General features: G+C 75.1%; 4 protein-coding genes. All 4 read left to right on the forward strand.

Translation table 11 applies throughout. The features are described 5' to 3' along the window. Positions 1-96 precede the first annotated feature (96 nt). The 4 genes from NW895_RS11995 to NW895_RS12010 all read left to right on the forward strand — a co-directional run bounded on the left by NW895_RS11995 (position 97) and on the right by NW895_RS12010 (position 25,974). Complete coding sequence (locus NW895_RS11995; protein WP_289935409.1) at positions 97-2,898, forward strand: LuxR family transcriptional regulator; 2,802 nt, start codon at positions 97-99, stop codon at positions 2,896-2,898. Between the two features lie 139 nt (positions 2,899-3,037). Further along, complete coding sequence (locus NW895_RS12000) at positions 3,038-5,866, forward strand: LuxR family transcriptional regulator (RefSeq protein ID WP_289935410.1); 2,829 nt, start codon at positions 3,038-3,040, stop codon at positions 5,864-5,866. Positions 5,867-5,942: 76 nt separating this feature from the next. Continuing rightward, on the forward strand, positions 5,943-7,139 hold the full coding sequence (locus NW895_RS12005; RefSeq protein WP_289935411.1) for a cytochrome P450: 1,197 nt from the start codon (positions 5,943-5,945) through the stop codon (positions 7,137-7,139). Positions 7,140-7,419: 280 nt separating this feature from the next. Then, entirely contained in the window at positions 7,420-25,974 is an 18,555-nt protein-coding gene (locus NW895_RS12010) for a type I polyketide synthase (RefSeq protein WP_289935412.1), read from the forward strand. Positions 25,975-25,978: the final 4 nt, after the last annotated feature.

Consider the following 25,978-nt stretch of genomic DNA (forward strand, 5'->3'; position numbering starts at 1 on the left):
TGGTTGAATCGGGGGGTTTGTCTTCCCCCGTTTCGTCTGTCGTTGTGCGCCGTGGCCCCGGCTTGGCTTGGATCGATACGGGGTGTACAGCGATTCATGGTTCTGACTGGGCGACGTCTGGAAACAGCGCGACTGCACGCGGCCTATTCTTCGGTCCGGGCCACCGGTAGATCCCATGTCGTGGTCGTCGAGGCCGCCGCGGGGTGCGGCAAGAGCGAACTCCTGGAGGAGTTCGTGGGCCGCCTCGAATCCCACGGCCCGAGCCTGCTGCACGCCACCGCGATCGCCGAGGAGCGCGGCACTCCGCTGAGCGTCCTGCGCAGCCTCGTCAACGGCGCGCCCTTCCCGGACGACGTGGTGCGCCGGTTCCAGACCATGAGCGACGCCACGATCCGGAAGATCTCGGCCGAGGGCCGCGAGCGGGCGCGGCACGACGCCGCCTGGTACGACCTGACGCGGACCTTCTGCGGCGAGGTGCGGACCCTGGCCGGGCGCGCTCCCGTCGTGGTGGCCGTCGACGACCTCCACCACGCGGACCCCGACTCGGTGCGGCAACTGGTCCATCTGGCCCGGCACTGCCGCAACGTCCCCCTGCTGCTGGTGCTCACGCGTTCGCCCGTCAGCGGCCCGGCCGACCGGACCGTCGGCGCCGAGCTGCTCAGGCACCCGAACCTCGAACGCATCCAGCTGCCCAGGCTCCGCCTTGAGGACGTCACCGACATCCTGGGCCATCTGGGCCGGCCGGACGCCGCCGGGGAACGCTATCTGGCGGTCAGCGGCGGCAACCCGCTGCTGCTCGGGGCGCTGCTGGAGGACACGCAGGGCGAGCCCGAGGGCGACGCCGGCGCCTCGCCCGCCGGCCCCCGGCCGGGACAGGCGTACGGCAAGGCGGTCCTCGCCTGCCTGGACCGCGGCGGTGAGCGCACCCGCGAGGTCGCCGCCGGCCTGGCGGTGCTCGGCGAGGCGTGCACCGACGAACTGCTCTCCCGGCTCCTGGACGTCTCGCTCGTCGAACTCGCCGAGAACCTGGGGGCCCTGCGCGGCTCCGGCATCGTCACCGGCAGCACCTTCCAGCACCCGGCGGTCAAGGCGGCGGTGCTGGACTCCCTGGAGCCGTCCTCCCGTCGGGACCTGCACGCGCTCTCCGCGCAGCTGCTGCACGCCTCCGGCGCACCGGCGGCGCTGGCCGCCGAGCACCTGCGGGAGGCCGGCCGGGCCGACGGCACCTGGGCCGTGGGGGTGCTGCGGGAGGCCGCCGACCAGGCACTGTCGGCCGACGAGGTGCGATGTGCCGTCTCCTACCTCGAACTGGCGCACGGCGCGGCCGCCGACCCGCTGGTGCGGGCCGAGATCAAGATGAAGCTCGGCATGGTCACCCGGCGGATCAGCGTCGGCGAGGCCGAAACCCACGTCGACGAGGCCCTGCGGGGTCTGAGGGCCGACCGGCTCGACCCGGCGGACACGCGCGGGCTCGCCGCCGCGCTCCTCGCCCACGGCCGGCTGGACCAGGCACAGGCCCTGCTCGGCCCGGGGTGGCCGCCCGCCGAGACCGAGACCCCCCGGGCGGTGGCCGGTCGGCGGATCCCCGAGCCGTGCGAGGCCGCGGTGGCCGCCCGGCCGTACGACGTGACGGAGCGGCCGGCCGGCGCCGAGGAAGCCGCCATGGCCTGCCTGCCGGTCCGCCGTGCGGGAACCCCCGTCCTCACCCGGCTCGCCCCGCCCCACCCCGGCCGGCTCGCCCAGCGCGTGGCGGACACCGACGGCCTGCTGGAGATCACCCGGCTCACCGACGGCACCTTCGACCTGCTGCTCGACGCCGTCTGGACGCTGCTGTCGCTCGGCGCTGTCGAGCGGGTGCGGTACTGGTGCGACCACTTCGTGCGGGAGTCGGCGCTGCGCGGCGCGCCGGGGTGGGAGGCGGCCTTCACGGCCGTACGGGCCGAAGGAGCCCTGCACGGAGGCAACCTCGCCGAGGTGGAGCGCGACGCGCGTCGCTGCCTGGCGCTGCTGTCGGGGCGGCACCCTGCCGCCCTGGAGGCCAGCGCGGTCTCGCACCTGGTGACGGTCCTGGTGGCGCGGGGCGAGGGCAAGGAGGCCGCCCGGCAGTTGAGCCGGCCCATGGCGGACTCCCTGTCGGGCACCATCCACTGGCTCGACTACCTGCGCGCCCGCGGGCTCTACTACCTGGCCACCCAGCAGCACCACGCGGCACTGCGGGACTTCCACGAGGTGGGCCGGATCGCCGGACGGTGGGGCGCGGACCGGCCCGCCCTGCTGCCGTGGCGCACGGACTGCGCACAGGCGCTGCTGCTCCTCGGGGAGCGGGAGCAGGGACTGAGACTGGCCACCGAGCAACTGGCCATGGTCCAGGACGACGCCCCCCGCGTCCGGGGCATCTCGCTGCGCCTGCAGGGGCTCGCCTCGGAACCCGACGCCCGGCTGGGCCTGCTGAACCGGGCCGTCGTGGAGCTGGACCGGGCGGACGACCGGCTGGAACTGGCCCGCGCCCTGTTCGACCTGGCGGACGCCCACCGGCAGGCCCGCCAGGCCCGGCAGGCGGCGATGGTGCTGCGCAGGGCGCGGCAGGTGGCCAAGAGCTGCGGGATGCGACCGTCCCCCGACCGGATCGGCCCGTCCGGCGGCGCGGCGACGGGCAAGCGCATCTTCGGGACGGCGCCCGAACAGCACAGCGACTGGGGGCACCTCAGCGAGTCGGAGCGCAAGGTCGCGAGCCTGGCCGCCAGCGGATACACCAACCGTGAGATTTCGGTGCGGCTTTACATCACCATGAGCACGGTTGAACAACACCTTACTCGTGTATACCGAAAGTTGCAGATAAGCGGCCGGGAGGAATTGCTGGCCACTCCCCGAACTTACGACTTCGAGAACTCCGCATGACCCGGCGAGCTCGGCGGAGAAAGCTGTGAATAGGGGGGGTGTGAATATAGGGGTGGGCCCCCGGTCCGGCGCTGGATAGTCTGAAGTTGCCTGAACGGCGACGAGCGGAACCAGCTTCGGTCGGACACGGGGAGAACGAGTGGGACTGGGAGATTCCAGCGGCTTTTCGGAAATCGTCGAACGCGCCGAGGAAATGTCGGTGCTCGCACATGCGCTGGCAAACACCGAGCGCGGCGAAGGCGGCGTGATCCTGGTCAATTCTGGGCCGGGAGTCGGCCGTACGACACTGCTCGACGCATTTCTGAGGAAGGCCGCCGACCGCGGCGCGCGGGTGTGCGCCGCCACGGGGTCGTCCGCGGAGACCGGTGTCGAGTTCGGCGTCGTCACACAGCTCTTCCCCTCCGACGGGCCGCTCGCCGCCGGACTCCGGTTCGCCCGGGCGATCGGCGGCCGCGACGGCGCCCCCTCGCCCGACGCCGGCCGGCTCTTCGAGGAGCTGTGCCAGGAGATCCGGCGCGGTCCGGTGGTCCTCGCGGTCGACGACGTCCAGCTCGCCGACGCCGCGTCCCTGCGGTTCCTGCTGTACCTGGTACGCCGGCTGCGCACCGCCCCGGTCCTGGTCGTGCTCACCGAACCGACCGGGCCGGACGCGCTGCCGCCGGCCTTCCAGGCGGAGCTGCTGCGGCATCCGAGCTGCCGGCGCCTCGGCCTGCTGCCGCTGTCCCCGGACGGCGTCACCCGGATGATCGCGCCGTACGTGGACGAGGCCGACGCCCCGCGGCTGGCGGCGGAGTTCCACGCCATCAGCGGCGGCAACCCCCTCCTGCTGCGGGGACTCCTGGCCGACCACCAGGCCGCGCGGCGAGGGGAGCGGCAGGGCCGGGGCCCGGCTGTGCAGCCCGCCGGCCGTGCGGCCTTCGCCCACGCCGCCCTCGCCTGGGCCTACCGGGACGAGCCCGTGCTCTTCGACGTCGCCTGCGGTTTCGCCGTACTCGGCCGGAACGCCACCCCCGCCCTGGTGGCCTGTCTGGTCGACCGGGGAGCCGACGCGGTCGCCCGGGTCATGACGGCACTGGACACGGCGGGCCTGCTGCACGGCACGGCCTTCCGCAGCGCCCTCGTCGGCAAGGCCCTGCTGGAGCACGTGGACGTGGAGGTCCGGGCGGAACTGCACCGGCGCGCCGCCCGGCTGCTCCACGACGACGGCGCGTCGGCGGTCGACGTCGCGCACCATCTGCTCGCCGCCCCGGTGGACGAGCCCTGGGCGGGCCGCACCCTGATCACCGCGGCGGAACAGGCCGTACGCGACGGACAGGAGGAGTTCAGCCTCGACTGCCTCCGGCTGGCCGGTCATCACGCGACGACCGAGGCCGAACGCGCCGCCGTCGTCATGGCGCGGGTACGGATCGGCTGGGAGATCGACCCCCGCCTGGTCACCCCGTGGCTCGACGAACTGCGCACCGCCCTCGGGCGGGGCCTCGTCCAGGGCGCGGACGCCGCCTGGATCGTCAAACACCTCGCCTGGCAGGACCGCTTCCAGGAAGCGGCTCAGAGCATGTCCGCGCTGGCCGGGAACTCCGGCGGCGAACCGTGGGCGCAGGCCGAACTCCACGTCGTGCGGCAGTGGCTGCGGCACACCTGCCCCGCACTGGACGTCGGTGCCGCGGACCCCGCCACGGCCACCGCTCAGGCCACCACCCCGCAGCCCAGCCGCCTCAGCCCGGCCTCGTACGCCGTGGAGATGCTCGGCAGGGTGCTGACCGAGGGACCGGGCGACCGTGCCGTCGCCATGGCCGAGGAGATCCTGCGCGGCTGCCGGTTCGGCGAGACGGCCGTGGAGGCCCTGGAGGCGGCACTGCTGGTTCTCGTCTACGCCGAACGCCCCGAACGGGCGCTGTTCTGGTGCGACACCCTGCTGCGCCAGGCCGACGACCGGCCGACGGGGACGCAGGTGGCGATCCTCTCCGCCATCCGCGCCGAAGTGGCCCTCAGGCAAGGCGCGTTGGAGACCGCCGAGCAGTACGCGGGCCGTGCCCTGGAGGCGATCTCCCTGCCCGGCTGGGGCGTTGCCATCGGCTCCCCCCTGGCCGCCCTGGTGCGGGCCGCCACGGAGTCGGGCAGGACCGGAGAGGCCGGGGCGTGGCTGAACCAGGAGGTGCCCGAGGGCATGTTCCGCACCCGCCACGGGCTGCTCTACATGCATGCGCGCGGCCACTACCACCTCGCCGTGGACCGTCCCGCCGCCGCCCTGGAGGACTTCCTGACCTGCGGCGGGCTCGCCAAGGAGTGGGGCATGGACGTGCCCACCTTCCTTCCCTGGCGCACCTCCGCCGCGCAGGCGCACCTGGCCCTCGGCCATGCCGGCCAGGCACGCACGCTGGTGCGGGAGCAGCTGGCGCGGCCCGGCGGCAGCACCGCGAGATGCCGGGGTGTGTCGCTGCGCATCCTCGCCGCCACGAGCGAACTCGCCCGCCGCCCCGCCCTGTTGCGCGAGTCCGTCAGCCTGCTGGAGAGCTGCGGCGACCGGGTGGAACTCCTGCGCTCCCTGGCCGGGCAGTCCGACGCCCTGCACCAGATGGGCGCCCCCGCGAAGGCACGGATGACCGCCCGTCATGCCCGGACCGTCGCCGACGCCTGCGGCGGGGACGCGCTGTTCCGCAGGCTCTTCAAGGAGGAGGCGTCCGACAGCGCCGACGAACCGGTGCCCCTGGCCGGCGACCACCACGGCTCGGCCAGCCTGACGGCCGCGGAGCGGCGGGTCACCGCGCTGGCCGCGCTCGGCCACTCCAACCGGGAGATCGGCCGCAAGCTGTTCATCACCAAGAGCACCGTCGAGCAGCACCTCACCCGGGTCTACCGGAAGCTCGGCGTACGCAACCGGGCTGATCTCGGCGACCTGCTCGCCGGGACCAACCTCACCGCCCAGGCCCAGGTCATGGGCAGGGCGTCCTCGGCCGCGGTCGGCTGAGACAGCACGCCCCCCACACCCGTCACGACGACCGCCCCCACAACCGTCACGACAACCGACACGAGGAGACCCGACCGTGACCACCGAGCATGCCCTGACTGTGCCCGCCCCCCGTGCGGCGGGCTGCCCCTTCGACCTGCCACAGGCCTATCAGCAGGCCGCCGTCCAGGGACCGGCCGTCCGGGTCGCCACCGCGACCGGCGGCGAGTGCTGGCTGATCACCCACCACGAAGAGGCTCGCGCGGTGCTGGGGGACCGGCGTTTCAGCTCGGACGCCATGCTGGACAACTTCCCCCTCATGACCGAGGAACTCAGGAAGATGGTCTCCGAGTCCCGCTCCACCACGGAGGTCATCGACGACCAGGAACACATCCGGCGCCGGCGGATCCTGACCGCGGAGTTCAAGGCGAAGAAGGTCGAGGCCCTGCGCCCGCAGATCCAGCAGACGGTCGACGACGCCCTGGACGAGATGATCACCGCCGGCTCTCCGGCCGACCTGGTCTCCCGGTTCGCGCTGCCCGTGCCGTCCGCGGTCATCTGCCTCCTGCTCGGAGTACCCGCCGGCGACCATGACTTCTTCATGGACCGCAGCCACACCATGCTGGACTTCCGGGCCGGCCCCGAGGCCATGATGAAGGCGCGGCTGGACCTCATGGAGTACATGAACCGGCTCACGGCCGAGAAGAAGCAGCAGCCGGACGACCGGCTCATCAGCGATCTCCTGGCCAGCGGTGCGCTGCCCGAGGAGGAAGTGGCGGGAACCGGGCTGCTGTTGCTGCTCGCCGGCCACGAGACGACGTCCAGCATGCTCGCCATGTCCACGCTCGCCCTGCTGCGCCACCCGGAGCAACTCGCCCTGCTGCGTGAGGATCCGTCCCTGATCAAGGGTGCCGTCGAGGAGTTGCTGCGCTACATCACGATCGTGCAGAACGGCGTGGGACGCGTCGCCCTGGAGGACGTGGAGGTCGGCGGACAGCTGATCCGGGCCGGGGAGGGCGTGTTGTGCATGGTGTCGACCGCCAACCGTGACGAGAGCGTCTTCCCGGGCGGCGAGGACCTGGACGTGCGGCGCGACGCCCGCAGCCATCTGAGCTTCGGATTCGGCATCCACCAGTGCGTCGGCCAGTCCCTGGCCCGCGCCGAACTCCAGATCGCCCTGGAGACCCTGCTGCGCCGGCTGCCGACGCTGCGGCTGGCCGTCCCCGTCGAGGACCTGCGGTTCCGCGACGGAGTCGGGTTCTACGGCGTGGAGGAACTGCCCGTCGAGTGGTGAACCGCGGCCGGTACGGCAGCGGCGGGAACAGGCGCGGCGGCACCCCGGCACAGGGCTGCCGCCGCACCGCTGCCCGCGACCCGTACCCCTAGGGCGACAACCCCGCCCCTGGACACGGAAAGCGCAAGTCAGCAGGGGCGGAAGCCTTACGGCGGTCCCGGCTAAGGGGTCGCCTAGTGGTTGAGGCTAGGGGCCGTCCGATCGGATATTCGGTGTGACCTGCGGCCGTCGCGCCGCATTGAGCGCGCTTCGTAGATTCCTAGCGACGTAAGGGAAACGCATGGCGGGTGGATCCGAGTCAGAGGTCGCTGAATTCACGGCGCGATCCGCCCAGCCGATCGCGGTGGTGGGAATGGCGTGCCGACTGCCCGGTGCGGCAGGACCGGCCGAATTCCGCGCCATTCTCCGCGACGGTACGGAAGCCGTCGGCGCCGCCGCACCGGACCGCCCGTACGCACCGCGACGGGGCGGCTTCCTGGATTCGGTCGACCGTTTCGACGCCGGTTTCTTCGGTATTTCACCGCGTGAGGCCGCGGTCATGGACCCGCAGCAGCGGCTGATGCTGGAACTGTGCTGGGAAGCATTGGAGAACGCCGGCATCGTGCCCGCCCGCCTCGACGGTGGCGACGCCGGTGTCTTCGTCGGCGCCATCGCCGACGACTATGCCGCGCTGTCCCGGGCGGCCGGCGCGGACGCCACCACCCCGGAGACGACCACCGGCCTCAACCGGGGCATGATCGCCAACCGGGTCTCCTACACGCTGGGCCTGCACGGGCCGAGCTTCACCGTCGACTCGGGACAGTCGTCGTCCCTGGTCGCCGTGCACCTGGCCGCCGAGAGCCTGCGCCGGGGCGAGTGCTCCCTGGCCCTCGCGGGCGGGGTGAACCTGATCCTCGCCGAGGACAGCACGGCCGCCGTCGAACGCTTCGGGGCGCTCTCCCCGGACGGCCGCTGCTACACCTTCGACGCCCGCGCCAACGGCTATGTGCGCGGCGAGGGCGGCGGTGTGGTCGTCCTCAAGCCGCTGGCCGAGGCGATCGCCGACGGCGACGACATCCTGTGCGTGCTCGCGGGCAGCGCGGTGAACAACGACGGCGGCGGTGAGGGCCTGACCGTCCCCGACCGCGAGGGCCAGGAGGCGGTGCTGACCGCCGCGTACGAGCAGGCCGGGATCTCCCCGGACGCCGTCGGATACGTGGAACTGCACGGCACCGGAACCCCCGCCGGCGACCCCGTCGAGGCCGCGGCCGTCGGCGCCGTGCTCGGAGCGGGCCGCGATGCCGAACGACCGCTGCTGGTCGGTTCGGTGAAGACCAACATCGGCCACCTCGAGGGCGCCGCCGGCATCGCGGGACTCCTCAAGGCCGTGCTGGCCGTGCGCCACCGTGAGATCCCCGCCAGCCTCAACTTCGACACCCCCAGCCCCCGCATCCCCCTGACGGAGCTGGGCCTGAGCGTCAACACCGCACTGCGTCCCTGGCCGAGCGAGGCCGGCCCGCTGGTCGTGGGCGTCAGCTCCTTCGGCATGGGCGGCACCAACTGCCATGTCGTCCTCACCGAATGGGACGGCGCCGCACCGGCGACCGCACCCGGCATCCGGCCCACCGGGACGCCGGTGCCCCTCCTCGTCACGGGCCGGGACGAGCAGGCGCTGCGCGACCAGGCGCACCACCTGCGCCGGCACCTCGACGAGCACGGCCCGCAGCGCGTCCAGGACGTCGCCCACACCCTGGCCACCGCCCGCACCGCCTTCGAACACCGTGCCGTGCTGCTCGCCCGCGAACCGCAGGACCTGACCGACGGCCTCGCCCGGCTCGCCGACGGCACGCCCGGCGCGGACCTCGTGCGCGGCACCGTGACCCCCGGCTCGCTCGCCTTCCTCTTCACCGGGCAGGGCAGCCAGCGCCCCGGCATGACCGCCGAGCTGTACCGGTCGTCATCGGCGTACGCGGCCGCCCTCGACGAGGTGTGCGCCCACCTGGACCCCCACCTGCCGGTGCCCCTGCGGGAGGTGCTCTTCGCCGCGGAAGGCACGGCCGAGGCGGCCCTGCTGGACCGTACCGAGTTCACCCAGCCCGCGCTGTTCGCCGTCGAGGTCGCCCTCTTCCGGTTCGCGGAACACTGCGGCCTCACCCCCCGGCTGCTGCTCGGCCACTCCGTCGGCGAGCTGGCCGCGGCGCACGTCGCCGGAGTCCTGTCCCTCACCGACGCCTGCACCCTGGTCGCCGCGCGCGGCCGGCTCATGCAGGGCCGGCCGGCCACCGGGGCGATGGTGTCCCTCCAGGCCACCGAGGAGGAACTCGCCCCGTTCCTCGGCGAGTCGGTGGCGGCGGCCGCGCTCAACGGCCCGGCCTCCACGGTGCTCGCGGGCGACGAGGACGCCGTCCTGGCCGTCGCCGCGCACTGGGCCGCCCAGGGCCGCAAGACCAAGCGGCTGCGGGTCAGCCACGCCTTCCACTCGCCGCACATGGACGGCATGCTCGCGGAGTTCCGCGGGATCGCCGAGCGGCTGACCTTCGCGGCCCCGCGCATCCCGATCGTGTCGAACGAGACGGGCGCCCTGCTCACCGAGGCCGAGGCGTGTTCCCCGGAGTACTGGGTACGGCACGCCCGCGCCACCGTGCGCTTCCTGGACGGAGTGCGCCTGCTGGAGGAGCAGGGCGCGACGACCCTGCTCGAACTCGGCCCGGACGGCACGCTGTCGTCCATGGCCCGGGACTGCCTGCGCGGCGACGACACCGTGTCCGTGCCCCTGCTGCGCGGCCGTGACCGCACCGAACCGGAGGCGGTGGTCGCCGCCCTGGCCGCCCTGCAGGTCCGTGGCGTGCCGATGCACTGGGAGCGGCTGGCCACCGAGGCGGGCGCCCGGCGGGTGCCGCTGCCCACGTACGCGTTCCAGCGGCGGCGCCACTGGCTGCCCGACGCGGCTCCCGGACCGGCCCCCCGCCGGGACCTGGGACACCGGCCCCGTCCCGTCGACGAGCCGGTACCGCCGGTGCGCGCACCGCGCGGCGACCGTACGACGCTGGAGACCGTCCGGGCAGCCGTGGCCCTGGTGCTCGGGCACGACTCCCCGGACGACATCGCCGCGCACACGCCGTTCAAGGAGCTGGGGTTCAGCTCCCTGATGCTGGCGGAACTCGGTGAGCGGCTCACCGAGGCCACCGGACGGCGGGTGCCCACCACCCTGCTCTTCGACCACCCGACGCCGGACGCCCTCGCGCGCCGGCTGTCGTCCGACGGCGCCGACCGGCCCGAGGCGCTCACCACGGCTCCGGCGGCCGTGCACACCGACGACCCCGTCGTGATCGTGGGCATGGCCTGCCGGCTGCCCGGAGGGATCCGGTCGCCCGAGGAGTTCTGGCAGTTCGTGTCGGAGGACGGCGACGCCGTCGCCCCGCTGCCCGTGGACCGCGGCTGGACCCTCTCCGGGAACTTCCCCGGCGAGGGCGGTTTCCTCGCGGACGCGGCCGAGTTCGACGCGGCGTTCTTCGGGATCTCGCCGCGTGAGGCGCTGGCCATGGACCCGCAGCAGCGGCTGCTGCTTGAGACGGCGTGGGAGGCGCTGGAGCGGGCCGGGGTGGACGCGCTGTCGTTGCGCGGCAGCCGCACCGGCGTCTTCGTCGGGGCGAGCCCCTCCGAATACGGCCCCAGGCTCCACGAGCCCTCGGAAGCCGACGGACACGTGCTGACCGGTACGGCGCCCAGTGTGCTGTCCGGCCGGGTCGCCTACGTGCTGGGCCTGGAGGGCCCGGCGCTGACGGTGGACACGGCGTGCTCCTCCTCGCTGGTGGCGCTGCATCTGGCGGCGCAGGCGCTGCGCGGCGGCGAGTGCGACCTGGCCCTCGCCGGCGGTGTCACCGTGATGGCGACCGCGGGCATGTTCGCCGAGTTCGCGCGGCAGGGCGGTCTGGCTCCCGACGGCCGGTGCAAGGCGTTCGCCGACGGCGCGGACGGCACCGGGTGGGCCGAGGGCGTCGGCGTGCTCGCGGTGCAGCGGCTGTCGGACGCGGTGCGCGACGGGCGCCCGGTCCTGGCGGTGCTGCGCGGTTCGGCGGTGAACTCCGACGGCGCGTCGAACGGCCTGACCGCGCCGAACGGTGCTTCCCAGCAGCGGGTGATCCGTCAGGCGCTGGCGTCGGCGGGGCTGTCGTCCGCCGACATCGACCTGGTGGAGGCGCACGGCACCGGGACCAGCCTGGGCGACCCGATCGAGGCGCAGGCGCTGCTGGCGACGTACGGCCAGGACCGCGCGGACGGCCGGCCGCTGTACCTCGGCTCGGTGAAGTCGAACATCGGTCATACGCAGGCGGCAGCCGGTGTGGCCGGTGTGATCAAGTCGGTGCTGGCGCTGCGGCACGGAGTGCTGCCGAAGACGCTGCACGTGGACGCGCCCTCGCGCGAGGTGGACTGGTCGGCGGGATCGGTGGAGCTGCTCACCGAGACCCGTCCGTGGCCGGAGACCGGCCGTCCGCGCCGTGCGGGCGTCTCCTCGTTCGGGATCAGCGGCACCAACGCCCATGTGATCGTGGAAGAAGCACCGGAAGAGACGCCGGAAGAGACGCCGGCAGAGACACGGACCAGCGCGGAGCAGTCCGCCGAGGTGGTTCCGTGGGTGGTGTCCGGCCGTGGTGAGGCCGCGCTGCGCGCCCAGGCGGCCCGGCTGCTGGACCGTGTGGCGAGCGAGCCCGAGCTGCAACCGGCCGACGTGGGGCTGACGCTGGCCCGGTCGCGTGCGGCGCTGGAGCACCGCGCGGTTGTGCTGGGCGCGGACCGGGACGAGCTGCTGGCCGGTCTTCGGGCGCTCTGCGAGGACGCGTCGGCGGCCGGTGTCGTACGGGGTGTGGCCGGTGAGGGCTCCCTGGCCTTCCTGTTCACCGGTCAGGGGGCGCAGCGCCTGGGCATGGGCCGGGCGCTGTACACCGCCTTCCCGGTGTTCGCGGCGGCGTTCGACGAGGTGTGCGCGCACCTGGACGCCGAAACGGAGCGGCCGCTGAAGGAGGTCGTCTTCGGCGGTGACCCGGACCTGCTGGAGGGCACCGGGTGGGCGCAGCCGGCGCTGTTCGCGGTGGAAGTGGCCCTGTTCCGGCTGCTGGAGGCGTGGGGTGTGCGGCCGGATGTGCTGCTGGGGCACTCCATCGGCGAGCTGGCCGCGGCCCATGTGGCCGGGGTGTGGTCGCTGGCGGACGCGTGCCGGGTGGTGGCGGCGCGGGGCCGGTTGATGCAGGCGCTGCCCTCCGGCGGGGCGATGGTCGCGGTGGAGGCGGCCGAGGACGAGCTGGGCGTGCTGCCGGACGGGGTGTCGGTGGCGGCGGTGAACGGGCCGCGGGCACTGGTGCTGTCCGGGGACGAGGAGCCGGTGCTGGAGCTGGCGGCGCGGCTGGCCGGGGAGGGCCGCCGCACCAAGCGGCTGACGGTCTCGCACGCGTTCCACTCGGCGCGGATGGAGCCGATGCTCGCCGAGTTCCAGCAGGTGCTGGAGACCGTGGAGTTCCGGCCCGCCGCCCTTCCGGTGATCTCGAACCTCACCGGTGAGATGGCCGGCGGGGAGCTGACCACACCGGAGTACTGGGTCCGTCAGGTCCGCGAAGCGGTCCGCTTCGCCGACTGCGTCACCACCGCGCACGGCGCGGGCGTCCGGCGCTACCTCGAACTCGGACCCGACGGCGTCCTGACCTCGCTCGCCCACGACACCCTGGCCGAGCAGGGCATCGACCGGGACGTGGTCGCCGTACCCGCGCTGCGCCGCGACCAGCCCGAGTCCCGCGCGCTGCTGACCGCCCTCGGCCGGCTGCACGCCACCGGCCTGGACGTGGACTGGGCGGCCTTCTTCGCGCCGTACGGCGCCCGCACGGTCGAGCTGCCCACCTACGCGTTCCAGCGCCGCCGTTACTGGATGGAGCCCGTCACGCCGTCCTCGGCGCCCGCGGACCCCCTCCGCTACCGCGCCGAGTGGGCGAGCGTGCCGGACGGCGCCACGCCGTCGCTGAGCGGTGTCTGGGCCGTCGTCGTCCCCACGGGCGAGGGCCGGCCGGATGTCCTGCCGGACGTGACGGCCGCCCTCCGGGAGCACGGTGCCTCTCCCGTGGTGGTCGAGGTCGACCCGGAGCGGCCCGACCGCGCCGAGATCGCCGACGCCCTGCGCGCGGCGCTCGGCGAGGAGGGCCGCGGCGTGGTGTCGCTGCTCGCCCTGGACCGCGGGCCCGGCGCGGGCGCCGCCGCGACCGCCGTGCTGCTGCAGGCCCTCACCGGGCTCGGCGGCGGCGGCCGCCTGTGGTCGCTGACGCGCGGCGCGGTGTCGGTGAGCCGCTCCGACGCGCTTTCCGCCCCCGCACAGGCCCAGGTGTGGGGCATGGGCCGGGTCGCCGCGCTGGAGCACCCCGAGCGCTGGGGAGGCCTCCTCGACCTGCCCACCGAACTGGACGCCCGGGCGCGTGCCCGCCTGTGCGCCGTCCTGTCGGGCGGCACCAGCGAGGACCAGGTGGCCGTCCGGGCGGCGGGCCTGTACGCCCGACGGCTGCACCGCGCGACGCCGCGGGTGCCCGCGACCGCGTCCGGTCAGGGCGCGGGTGAGCGCGGGTCGTACGCGGACGGCGCCGTGCCGGTGACCGGTGCACTGGGCGACGCCCACGCCGGCGCCGACGCCGACGCAGGCACCGGCTCCGGCTCCGGTCAGGGGGCGGGTCGGCGCCGGTCGATCGCGGACGGCACCGTGCTGGTGACCGGCGGCACCGGTGCGCTGGGTGCGCACATCGCCGGATGGCTTGCCAGGGCCGGTGCCCGGCACGTGCTGCTCACCAGCCGGCGTGGCCCTGATGCCGAAGGCGCCGCCGAACTCACCGCGCGGCTGCGGGAGTCGGGCACCGAGGTGACGGTCGCCGCCTGTGACGTGGCCGACCGGGACGCCCTGGCGGACCTGATCGCCGCGCTGCCCGCCGACCGCCCGCTGACCGGCGTCGTGCACGCGGCCGGTGTCCTCGACGACGGAGTGCTCGACTCGCTCACCCCCGACCGGTTCGCCGCCGTCGCCGGACCCAAGGTGACCGGCGCCCGGCACCTGCACGAACTCACCCGCGACCTCGACCTGTCCCTGTTCGTGCTGTTCTCGTCCGTCGCCGGCACGGTCGGCCTGGCCGGGCAGGGCAACTACGCGGCCGCCAACGCCTACCTGGACGCCCTCGCCGTGCACCGGGCCCAGCTCGGCCTGCCGGCGACGGCGGTGGCCTGGGGCTCCTGGTCCGGCGCGGGCATGGCCGGTGACACCCAGGTCGCCCGCGACCGGCTGGCGCGCACCGGTCTGGTGCCCCTCGACCCGGCCGCCGCCCTCGCCGCGCTCGACCGGGCCATCGCCGACGGTGAGACCGCCGTGACGGTCGCCGACGTGGACTGGGAGAGGTTCGCGGCCGGGTTCGGCCCCGGCAGGCCGCACCCACTGCTCACGCAGATCCCCGAGGTACGGCAGGCCCGGCCGCAGGAGACCGGCCAGGTCACCGCCGGACCGGCGGACCGCCTCGCCGGACTGGCGGGCGACGAACTGCGCCAGGCGCTCGACGACATGGTGAGCGCCGAGGTCGCCGCCGTCCTGGGACTCCCGGCCACCGACCGGGCGCCGGCCGACCGCACCTTCAAGTCGCTCGGCTTCGACTCGCTGATCGGCGTCGAGTTCCGCAACCGGCTCGCCGCCGCACTCGGCAGGCGGCTGCCGCCGAGTCTGATCTTCGACCACCCGACGCCGGGCCGGCTCGTCGAGCACCTGGCCGCCGCGTCGGACGGCGCCGGTGACCGGCCCGCGGCCGCCGGCGCGCGGCCGGCCGCCCCCGCACGCACCCACGACGACCCCGTCGTGATCGTGTCCGCCGCCTGCCGGTTCCCCGGCGGCGTGCGCACCCCGGAGGACCTGTGGCAGCTCGTCCTCGACGGCGGCGACGCGATCGGGCCCTTCCCGGTGGACCGGGGCTGGGACCTCGACCGCCTCTACGACCCCGACCCCGGCACGCCCGGCACGAGTTACGTCCGTGAGGGCGGCTTCCTCACCGACGTGGCGGACTTCGACGCGGCGTTCTTCGGGATCTCGCCGCGTGAGGCGCTGGCGATGGACCCGCAGCAGCGGCTGCTGCTTGAGACCTCGTGGGAGGCGCTGGAGCGGGCGGGCATCGTCCCGGGCTCCCTGGCCGGCAGCCGGACCGGCGTGTTCGTCGGCTCCAACGGCCAGGACTACGCGAACCTGCCGCACTCCTCCGACGTCGAGGGGCATGTGCTGACCGGCACGGCCTCCAGCGTGCTGTCCGGCCGTATCGCCTACACCCTCGGCCTCGAAGGCCCCGCGCTGACCGTCGACACCGCCTGCTCCTCGGCGCTGGTCGCCCTGCACCTCGCCGTCCAGGCGCTCGACGCGGGCGAGTGCGACCTCGCGCTCGCCGCCGGCGTGACCGTGATGTCCTCCCCGGACATCTTCGTGGAGTTCTCCCGGCAGCGCGGCCTGTCCGCCGACGGGCGCTGCAAGGCCTTCGGCCCCGACGCGGACGGCACCGGCTGGGCCGAGGGCGTGGGCACCGTCGTCCTGGAGCGGCTCTCCGACGCCCGCCGCCTGGGCCACGAGGTGCTGGGCGTCGTACGCGGCACCGCCGTCAACCAGGACGGCGCCTCCAACGGGCTCAGCGCGCCCAACGGGCCCGCGCAGCAGCGGGTGATCCGTCAGGCGCTGGCCGACGCCGGCTGCGCGCCGTCCGACGTGGACGCGGTGGAGGCGCACGGCACGGGCACCCGGCTCGGCGACCCCATCGAGGCGCAGGCCCTGCTCGCCACCTACGGCCAGGACCGCCCCGACGGCCGGCCGCTGTACCTCGGCTCCATCAAGTCGAACATCGGGCACACCCAGGCCGCCGCCGGCCTGGCCGGCGTACTGAAGATGCTGTTCGCCCTGCGGCACGGCCGGCTCCCGAAGACCCTGCACGCCCCGCGGCCGACCCCGGAGGTCGACTGGTCGCAGGGCGCGGTCGCCCTGCTCACCGAGGACCGGCCCTGGCCGGCCGTCGACCGGCCGCGCCGCGCCGGCGTCTCCGCCTTCGGCGTCAGCGGCACCAACGCCCACGTGATCCTGGAGCAGGCGCCCCCGCCCGCCGCCCCCGACCCGGCACCGGCCGTGCGGCTGCCCGCGCTGGACAGCCCCGTCCAGCCGTGGGTGCTGACCGCCAGGTCCCCTCAGGCGCTGGGCGCGCTGGCGGACCGTCTGCGCGAGGCGGCGCCCGCCGCGGAACCGGCCGACGTCGCCCGCTCCCTCGTGGCGACCAGGACGATCTGGGCGGAGCGCGCCGTGCTGCTCGCCGACGGCCGTGACGAGTACACCTCCGCGCTCGCCGCGCTGGCCGGCGGCGAGGGCGACCCGCGGGTGGTGCGCGGCACCGCAGACACCCGCGGCCGGGTCGTCTTCGTCTTCCCCGGCCAGGGCGCGCAGTGGGCGGGCATGGCCGCCCGGCTGTGGCAGTCCTCGCCCGAGTTCGCGCAGTGGATGGACCGCTGCGCCAAGGCCCTCGCGGACCTGACCGACTGGTCCCTCGCGGAGGTGATCCACCAGGCGGACGGAGCGCCCGGACTGGACCGCGTGGACGTGCTCCAGCCCGCGTCCTGGGCGGTGAGCGTCTCGCTGGCCGCACTGTGGCGTTCCTGCGGGGTCGAACCGGCCGCCGTGGTCGGGCACTCGCAGGGCGAGATCGCCGCGGCGTGCGTGGCGGGCGCCCTGTCCCTGGAGGACGGCGCCGCGCTCGTGACGTTGCGCAGCCGGCTCATCGGCGAGGAGCTGTCCGGGCACGGCGGCATGATGTCGGTGGCCCTGTCCCCGGCCGACACGGCGGACCGCATCGCCCGCTGGGAGGGCAGGATCTCGGTCGCGGCCCACAACAGCCGCCGTTCCACCGTCGTCGCCGGCGAACCCCAGGCGCTGGCCGAACTGCTCGCCGCCTGCGAGGCGGACGGTGTGCGGGCTCGCCGTATCCCCGTCGACTACGCCTCCCACTCACCCCAGGTGGAGCGGATCGAGCGGAAGCTGACCGAGCTGGCGGCCGGGATCGTGCCGCGCTCCGCGACGATCCCCTTCCACTCCACCACGACCGGCGGCAGGCTCGACACCGCGGATCTGGACGCCGGGTACTGGTACCGCAATCTGCGCAGGCCCGTGCTGTTCGGGCCGGTCACCGAGGAACTCCTCGCCCAGGGCCACGACGTGTTCCTGGAGATGAGCCCGCACCCCGTACTGGTGCCGGCCGTGCAGGACGCCGCCGACGCCGTCACGGCGACGGCCGCCGCGGTGGGCAGCCTGCGCCGGGACGAGGGCGGCCCGGAGCGGTTCCTGCTCTCGCTGGCCGAGGCCTTCGTCCGCGGCGCCCCCGTGGACTGGGCGGCCGTGCTGGGCAGCACCGGCACCCGCCCGGTCGAGCTGCCCACCTATCCCTTCCAGCGCACCCGGTTCTGGCCCGAGCCCGTCACACCGCCCACCGCGGCCGGCGGCGGCGAGGACGACGCCCCGCTGTGGCAGGCCGTGGAGCGCGGCGACCTGGACGCCGTGGCGGCCGAACTGGCCCTGCCGGACGGCCGGTCGCTGCACGACCTGGTGCCCGCGCTGTCCGGCTGGCGCCGCCGCCGCAGGGACTCCGCCACGCTCGACACCTGGCGCTACCGCGTCACCTGGACGCCGGTGAACCCGCCCGCGCCCACCGCCCCGGCCGGCGACTGGCTGCTGGTGACCGACGACCCGGACGCGGCACTCACCCGATGGGTGAGCGCGGCCCTCGGCGAGGGCGCCGCCACCGTGGTGCGGTCGGCCGACGTGCCCGCCCATCCGCGCACACCGCAGGACACCGCCTGGACGGGCGTCGTGTCCCTGCTGGGCCTCACCGACCGCCCGCACCCGCAGCACACCGCCCTGCCGACGGGGCTGGCCGCCACCGTCGACCTGCTGACCGCACTGCGGGAAACCGGGATCGAGGCACCCCTGTGGTGCCTGACCAGCGGCGCCGTCGGCACCGGCGGCTCCGACCAGGTCACGGCACCCGGCCAGGCCCAGCTCTGGGGGCTGGGCCGGGTCGCCGGCCTGGAGACCCCCGCGACCTGGGGCGGACTCGTCGACCTGCCCGCCGAACCAGACGAGCGCACCGCGGCCCTGCTGCGGGCCGTGCTCGCCGCCGACTCGGCCGAGCAGGAGTACGCCCTGCGGTCCTCCGGACCGTACGTACGCCGCCTGGTCCGCGCACCCCTGGCGGGCGTGACGGCGCCGCGCATCTGGCGTCCCCGGCCCGACGGCACCGTCGTCGTCACCGGCGGCACCGGAGCGCTGGGCGCCCGGGTGGCCCGCTGGCTCGCCCGCGCGGGCGCCGGGCACCTGCTGCTGACCAGCCGACGCGGCCCGGCGGCCGAGGGCGCCACCGAACTCGCCGAGGAACTGCGCGCCCTGGGCACCGAGGTGACGGTCACCGCCTGTGACGTCGCCGACCGCGCACAGCTCGCCGACGCGCTGGCCGCCGTTCCCGAGGCGTTCCCCGTCAGCGCCGTCATCCACACCGCGGGGGTCAGCCGCAACGCCCCGCTCGACGGAACCACCCTCGCCGAACTGGCGGACGTCGTCGCCGCCAAGGCCGCCGGCGCCCGCAACCTGGACGAGCTGCTGGCCGGCCACGACCTCGACGCGTTCGTGCTGTTCTCGTCCGGCGCCGCGATCTGGGGCAGCGCGGGCCAGGGCGGATACGCCGCGGCCAACGCGTACGCCGACGCCCTCGCGGCGGACCGGCGCCGGCGCGGCCTCGTCGCCACCTCGGTGGCCTGGGGCAGCTGGGCCGGCGGCGGCATGGTCGACGACGACCTCGCGCGCGAGCTGGCCCGCGGCGGCGTCCGCTCGATGGACCCCGACCGGGCGATCGCCGCCCTCCAGCAGGCGCTCGACCACGACGAGACCGCGCTGACGGTCACCGACATGGACTGGGCGCGCTTCGCCGAGACGTTCACCGCGGCCCGCCCGCGCCCGCTGATCGACCGCATCCCGGAGGCCGCCCCCGCCCCGGCCGAACCGGCCGCCGACGTGCCCGGCCTGGCCGCGCGGCTGGCGCAGCTGCCCGACGGCGAGCGCGACCGGGAACTGCTGGACCTGGTCAGGACCACCGCGGCGCTCGCCCTCGGGCACACGAGCGCCGAGTCCATCGCACCGTCGAAGCCCTTCAAGGAACTCGGCTTCGACTCGCTGACCGCCGTCGACCTGCGCAACCGGCTCACGGCGGCCACCGGGCTGCGGCTGCCCGCCACCCTCGTCTTCGACCACCCCACGCCCCGCGCGGCGGCCGACGCCCTGCGGACCCAGCTGTTCGGCGCGGACACGCCGGCCGAGACGGCCGCACCCGCGCTCACCGCACCCGCCCCTCCGGCGGACGACGACCCGGTCGTCATCGTGGCGATGGCCTGCCGGTATCCCGGCGGCACGACGACTCCCGAGAAGTTCTGGGAGCTGCTCGCCGCGGGCGACGACGCGATCGGCGGTTTCCCCACCGACCGGGGCTGGGACGTCGCCCCCGACGCCGCCTTCTCCCAGACGGGCGGATTCCTCGCGGACGCCACCGGCTTCGACGCGGCGTTCTTCGGGATCTCGCCGCGTGAGGCGCTGGCCATGGACCCGCAGCAGCGGCTGCTCCTTGAGACCTCGTGGGAGGCGCTGGAGCGGGCCGGGGTGGACGCGCTGTCGCTGCGCGGCAGCCGCACCGGCGTCTTCGTCGGCGCGGGCTCGCACGACTACAGCACCCTCGTCGCGTCCCTGGAGGGAGGCCAGGACTACGCCCTCACCGGCGCCGTCGGCAGTGTGCTGTCCGGCCGCATCGCCTACGCGCTGGGCCTGGAGGGCCCGGCGCTGACGGTGGACACGGCGTGCTCCTCCTCGCTGGTGGCGCTGCATCTGGCGGCGCAGGCGCTGCGGGGCGGCGAGTGCGACCTGGCCCTGGCCGGCGGCGTGGCCGTGATGGCCACCCCCAACGCCTTCGACGCCTTCGCGCGGCAGGGCGGTCTGGCTCCCGACGGCCGGTGCAAGGCGTTCGCCGACGGCGCGGACGGCACCGGCTGGGGCGAGGGCGTCGGCGTGCTGGTGCTCTCCCGGCTGTCCGAGGCACGCCGGCGCGGTCACACCGTGCTGGCGGTGGTGCGCGGTTCGGCGGTGAACTCCGACGGCGCGTCGAACGGCCTGACCGCGCCGAACGGTCCTTCGCAGCAGCGGGTGATCCGTCAGGCGGTCGCCGGTGCCGGACTGTCGCCCGCGGACATCGACCTGGTGGAGGCGCACGGCACCGGGACCAGCCTGGGCGACCCGATCGAGGCGCAGGCGCTGCTGGCGACGTACGGCCAGGACCGCGCGGACGGCCGGCCGCTGTACCTCGGCTCGGTGAAGTCGAACATCGGTCATACGCAGGCGGCAGCCGGTGTGGCCGGTGTGATCAAGTCGGTGCTGGCGCTGCGGCACGGAGTGCTGCCGAAGACGCTGCACGTGGACGCGCCCTCGCGCGAGGTGGACTGGTCGGCGGGATCGGTGGAGCTGCTCACCGAGACACGCCCGTGGCCGGAGACCGGCCGTCCGCGGCGTGCGGGTGTGTCGGCGTTCGGGATCAGCGGCACCAACGCCCACGTCATCCTGGAAGAGGCGCCGGAGCCGGTGGAGACGGCTTCCCCCGAGACCCCGGACCGGGCCGCCGGCGTGGTGCCGTGGGTGGTGTCGGCGCGGTCGGAGGAAGGGCTGCGGGCACAGGCGCGGCGGCTCGCGGAGCATCTGCGGGGGCGTGCGCTGCGCCCGGTGGACGTGGGCTGGTCGCTGGCGGCGACGCGCGCGGTGCTGGAACACCGGGCGGTGCTGACCGGGCGGGAACCGGAGGAGTTCCTGGACCGGTTGGAGGTGCTGGCCGAGAACGGGACCGGCACGGGGACGGTGCGCGGTGTGGCCGGCGACGGAGGGACGGCGCTGCTGTTCACCGGTCAGGGGTCCCAGCGCGCGGACATGGGCCGGGAGCTGTACGAGGCGTTCCCGGCGTTCGCGGCCGCCTTCGACGAGGTGTGCGCCGGGTTCGACGGGCTATTGCCCGGCTCGCTGCGGGAGGTCGTCTTCGGCGGCGAAGAGGGGGTCCTGGACCGTACGGAGTGGGCGCAGCCGGCGTTGTTCGCGCTGGAGGTGGCGCTGTTCGAGCTGGTCGCCTCGTGGGGTGTGCGGGCGGATGTGCTGGTGGGTCACTCCATCGGTGAGCTGGCGGCGGCGTACGCGGCCGGGGTGTGGTCGCTGGAGGACGCCTGCCGGGTGGTGGCGGCGCGGGGCCGGCTGATGCAGGCGCTGCCTTCCGGTGGGGCGATGGTCGCGATGCAGGTGGCCGAGGACCAACTGGTGGAGTTGCCGGAGGGGGTGTCGGTGGCGGCGGTGAACGGGCCGCGGTCGCTGGTGCTGTCCGGGGACGAGGAGCCGGTGCTGGAGCTGGCGGCGAAGCTGGCCGCGGAGGGGCGGCGTACCAAGCGGCTGACGGTCTCGCACGCGTTCCACTCGGCGCGGATGGAGCCGATGCTCGCCGAGTTCGAGCAGGTGCTGGCGTCCGTGGAGTTCCGTACGCCGCGCATCCCGGTGGTCTCCAACCTGACCGGCGGGATCGCGGGCCCCGAACTGCTCACCCCGGACTACTGGGTGCGTCATGTCCGCGAGGCCGTCCGCTTCGCCGACGGGGTGAGCACCGTGCTCGGCCGGGGCGTGGACAAGCTCCTGGAGCTGGGCCCCGGCGGCGCGCTGACCGCGATGGTGGAGGAGGTCCTCGACCACACCGGCACCGGCGCGGTCTGCGCCCCCGTGCTCCACGCCGGGCGTCCCGAGGACGCGTCCCTGCTGCACGCGCTGGCGACCGTCTTCGTCACCGGCGCCACCGTCGACTGGACGGCTCTGCTCGCCGGTACGGGAGCGCGGGCCGTGGACCTGCCGACGTACGCCTTCCAGCACCGGCGCTTCTGGCCGCAGCCGGGCACCGCCGCACGGGACCTGGCCGCGGCCGGGCTCGCCGAGGCCGGACACCCGCTGTTGACGGCCTGGCTCCCCTCGCCGGCCGGCGAGGAGGTGCTGTGCACCGGCCGGGTCTCCCTGGCGACGCACCCCTGGCTGGGCGACCACACGGTGCTGGGCACCGTGCTCGTCCCCGGCACCGCGTTCGTCGACCTCGCCTGCTGGGCGGGCGACCGGGTCGGCTGCGGCGCGTTGCGCGAACTGACCCTGGCCACGCCGCTGGCGCTCGCACAGGACGCGGCGGTGCGGCTGCGGCTGGTGCTCGGCGCGCCCGACGACACCGGTTGCCGCCCGGTCGCGGTGTACTCACAGCCGGACGGCGCGGACGAGGCGACGGACGGGACGGGCTGGACCCGGCACGCCGAGGGCCTGCTGGCCCCGGCCGACGACGCGTCCGTCCCGCCGCCCGCGGACTGGGGGACCTGGCCGGTGGCGGGCGGCGAACCCATCCCCCTCGACGGGTTCTACGACGGGCTCGCCGACGCGGGCTTCTCCTACGGGCCGGTCTTCCGGGGCCTGAAGGCCGCATGGCGACGCGGCGGCGAGGTCTTCGCCGAGGTGAGCCTGCCCGCGGACAGCACCGGCGGCTTCGGCGTCCACCCGGCCCTGCTCGACGCGGCCCTGCACGCGCTGGGCCCGGCCGCCGAGGCCACGGACGAGCCCGGCTCGGCCCGGCTGCCGTTCTCCTGGCGGGAGATCCGGGTGCACGCGGCCGGCGCCGACCTGCTGCGGGTCCGGCTGGTCCGCGCCGAGGACGGCACCGTCACCCTGCACGGCGTGGACACCGCGGGCCGCCCGGTGGTCTCGGTCGGCTCGCTGGTCCTGCGCCCGCTCTCCCCGGAGCGGCTGCGCGGCGCCGCCCCCGCGTCCGACGACGCGCTGTTCACCACCCGCTGGGTGCCGCTGAGCGGCGCCGACGCCACCGCGCACCCCGCCGCCGACTGCGTACTGCTCGGCGATCCCCTGGACGGCGCCTGGCGGCACCACCCCGACCTCGACGCGTTCGCCGAGGCCCTCGCGGACGGCAAGGAGGAGCCGGGCACGGTGCTCGCCCGCTGCCCGGAGGACACCGCGGACGGCGGCGACCCCGCCGAGGCGGCCCGGCGCTGCGCCGAGTGGGCACTCGACCTGCTCCAGCGGTGGCTGGCCGACGACCGGCTGACGGACAGCCACCTCGTGATCGGCACCCGGCGCGCGGTGACCACCGGCGCCGGGGACGAGGCCGACGCCCCGACCGGCCCGGCCGGGCTCGCCCAGTCCACGGTCCTCGGCCTGGTCCGCTCGGCCCAGACCGAGAACCCCGGCCGCATCACCCTGGCCGACTTCGACGGCACCGCACCCGACCCGGAGCACCTCGCCCTGGCCGTACGGGAGGCGGAGCCGGAGATCGCCGTGCGCGCCGGCAAGACGTACGCCCGCAGGCTCACCCGCCCGGACACCGGCCGCGCCCTGACCGTGCCGCCGGAGCCGGGCCCGTGGCGGCTGGACAGCACCGGCCGCGGCACCCTGGACAACCTGGCGCTGGTTCCGTGCCCCGAGGCCGGGGAGCCGCTGGGCGAGGGCATGGTGCGGATCGCCGTACGCGCCGCCGGAATGAACTTCCGGGACGTCCTGATCGCCCTGGACATGTACCCCGGCCACGCGGACCTGGGCACCGAGTGCGCCGGAGTCGTGGTGGAGACCGGACCCGGCGTCACCGAACTCGCCCCCGGGGACCGGGTGATGGGCATGGTCGCCGGGGCGTTCGGGCCCACCGCCGTCGCCGACCGCCGGTTCCTGACGCGGATGCCGGACGGCTGGTCCTACGAGACAGCGGCGGCCACCCCGGTCGCCTTCCTCACCGCCTACTACGGCCTGGTCGACCTGGCCGGGCTGGGCGCGGGGGAGTCGGTGCTCGTGCACGCCGCCGCCGGCGGGGTCGGCATGGCCGCCGTCCAGCTGGCCCGGCACCTGGGCGCCGAGGTGTACGGCACCGCGAGCGAGCCCAAGTGGGGCACGCTGCTCGACGGCGGCCTGGACCGCGCGCACATCGCCTCCTCACGGACCACGGCCTTCGCCGGCTCGGTGCTGGAGGCGACCGGGGGCGCGGGCGTGGACGTGGTGCTGAACTCGCTCGCGGGCGAGTTCACCGACGCCTCGCTGCGGGCCATGCCGCGAGGCGGCCGGTTCATCGAGATGGGCAAGACCGACCTGCGCGATCCCGAACGGGTCGCCGCCGAGCACCCGGGCGTCCGCTACCGGTCGTTCGACCTGGGCGAGGCCGGCCCGGACCGCATCGCCGAGATCCTCACCCACCTCGTCGAGCTCTTCACCTCCGGTGCGCTCACCCCGCTGCCCGTGACCGTCTGGGACGTCCGGGACGCCCCGGCCGCCTTCCGCGCGCTCAGCCAGGCGACGCTCACCGGCAAGGCCGTACTGACCGTCCCCGCCGTCTCCTTCGAGGCCGGCGAGACGGTGCTGATCACCGGCGGCACCGGCACCCTGGGCACGCTGCTGGCCCGGCACCTGGTGACCGGGCACGGGCTGCGCCACGTCACCCTGGCCGGACGCCGCGGCACCGACACCGCGGAGATACGGCAGCTGCGCGACGAGGTGGCGGGACTCGGCGCGCGGATCGACGTGGTGGCCTGCGACGCCGGGGACGAGGAGGCGCTGCGCGGGGTGCTGGACGCCCTCACCGCCGAGCACCGCCTCGCGGGCGTCGTGCACGCCGCCGGCGTCACCGACGACGGGGTCGTGTCCGCCCTGGACCACGGGCGGCTGTCCGCCGTACTCCATCCGAAGGTGCGCGGAGCGTGGAACCTGCACCGGCTCACCGCGGACCTGGGGCTCCGGATGTTCGTCCTGTTCTCCTCCGCCTCGGCCACCCTGGGCGCGGCCGGACAGGGCAACTACGCCGCGGCCAACGCCTTCCTCGACGCGCTCGCCGAACACCGGCACGCCCAGGGGCTGCCCGCCACCAGCCTCGCCTGGGGGCTGTGGGAGCAGGCCAGCGGTATGACCGGCCGGCTGCGGGACCGCGACCGGCAGCGGATGAGCCGCTCCGGCATCGCGCCGCTCAGCTCCGCGCACGGCCTCGCGCTGTTCGACACCGCGCGGCTCACCGGCCTGGCCGCGCTCACCCCGGCGCGCCTGGACCTGGCCGGGCTGCGGGCCCGGTACGCGCACGAGCCGGTGCCCGCGCTCCTGCGGGAACTCGTCCGCGTCCGGCCGGCCGCGGCCCCGGACACGACGACCGCGCCGGGACCGTCCGGGGCCACGACGCTGGCCGAGCGGCTCGAAGGACTGGCCGCCCCGGAGCGGCAGCGGCACGTCCTGGACCTGGTGCGCCGGCACACCGCGGCCGTACTGGGCCACGGCTCGGCCGACGAGATCGACCCCGACCAGGCGTTCAAGGCCCTCGGGTTCGACTCGCTCACCGCGGTCGAGCTGCGCAACCACCTGCGCACGGCGACCGCGCTGGCCGTCCCCGCGACCCTCGTCTTCGACCATCCGACACCGGCCGCGCTCGCCGGACACCTCCTGGAACTCGCCGCCCCGCCGGAGCGGGACCCGGTGCTCCGGGTCATGGGCGAACTCGACCGGCTCGAAGCCGGCGTGGAGGCTCTGGCCTCCGGCGACACCGGGCACCACGAGGAGGTCGTCACGCGGCTGCGCCGCATCCTGCGCCATCTGGAGACGGGCCCGGCGGCCGCCGACTCCGGCACCGAGGAAACCTCCCTCGAAACCGCCTCGGCGGCGGAAGTCCTCGCCTTCATCGACAGCGAATTCGGCGATCTCGCCTAGTACA

The sequence above is a fragment of the Streptomyces sp. S.PNR 29 genome, from assembly GCF_030386795.1.
In the GTDB taxonomy this organism is placed as follows: Bacteria; Actinomycetota; Actinomycetes; order Streptomycetales; family Streptomycetaceae; genus Streptomyces.

Bases quoted from the DNA above. Each gene is read 5' to 3' on its own strand.
- NW895_RS11995 (WP_289935409.1), top strand. From the start codon at position 97: ATGGTTCTGACTGGGCGACGTCTGGAAACAGCGCGACTGCACGCGGCC.
- NW895_RS12010 (WP_289935412.1), top strand. From the start codon at position 7,420: ATGGCGGGTGGATCCGAGTCAGAGGTCGCTGAATTCACGGCGCGATCC.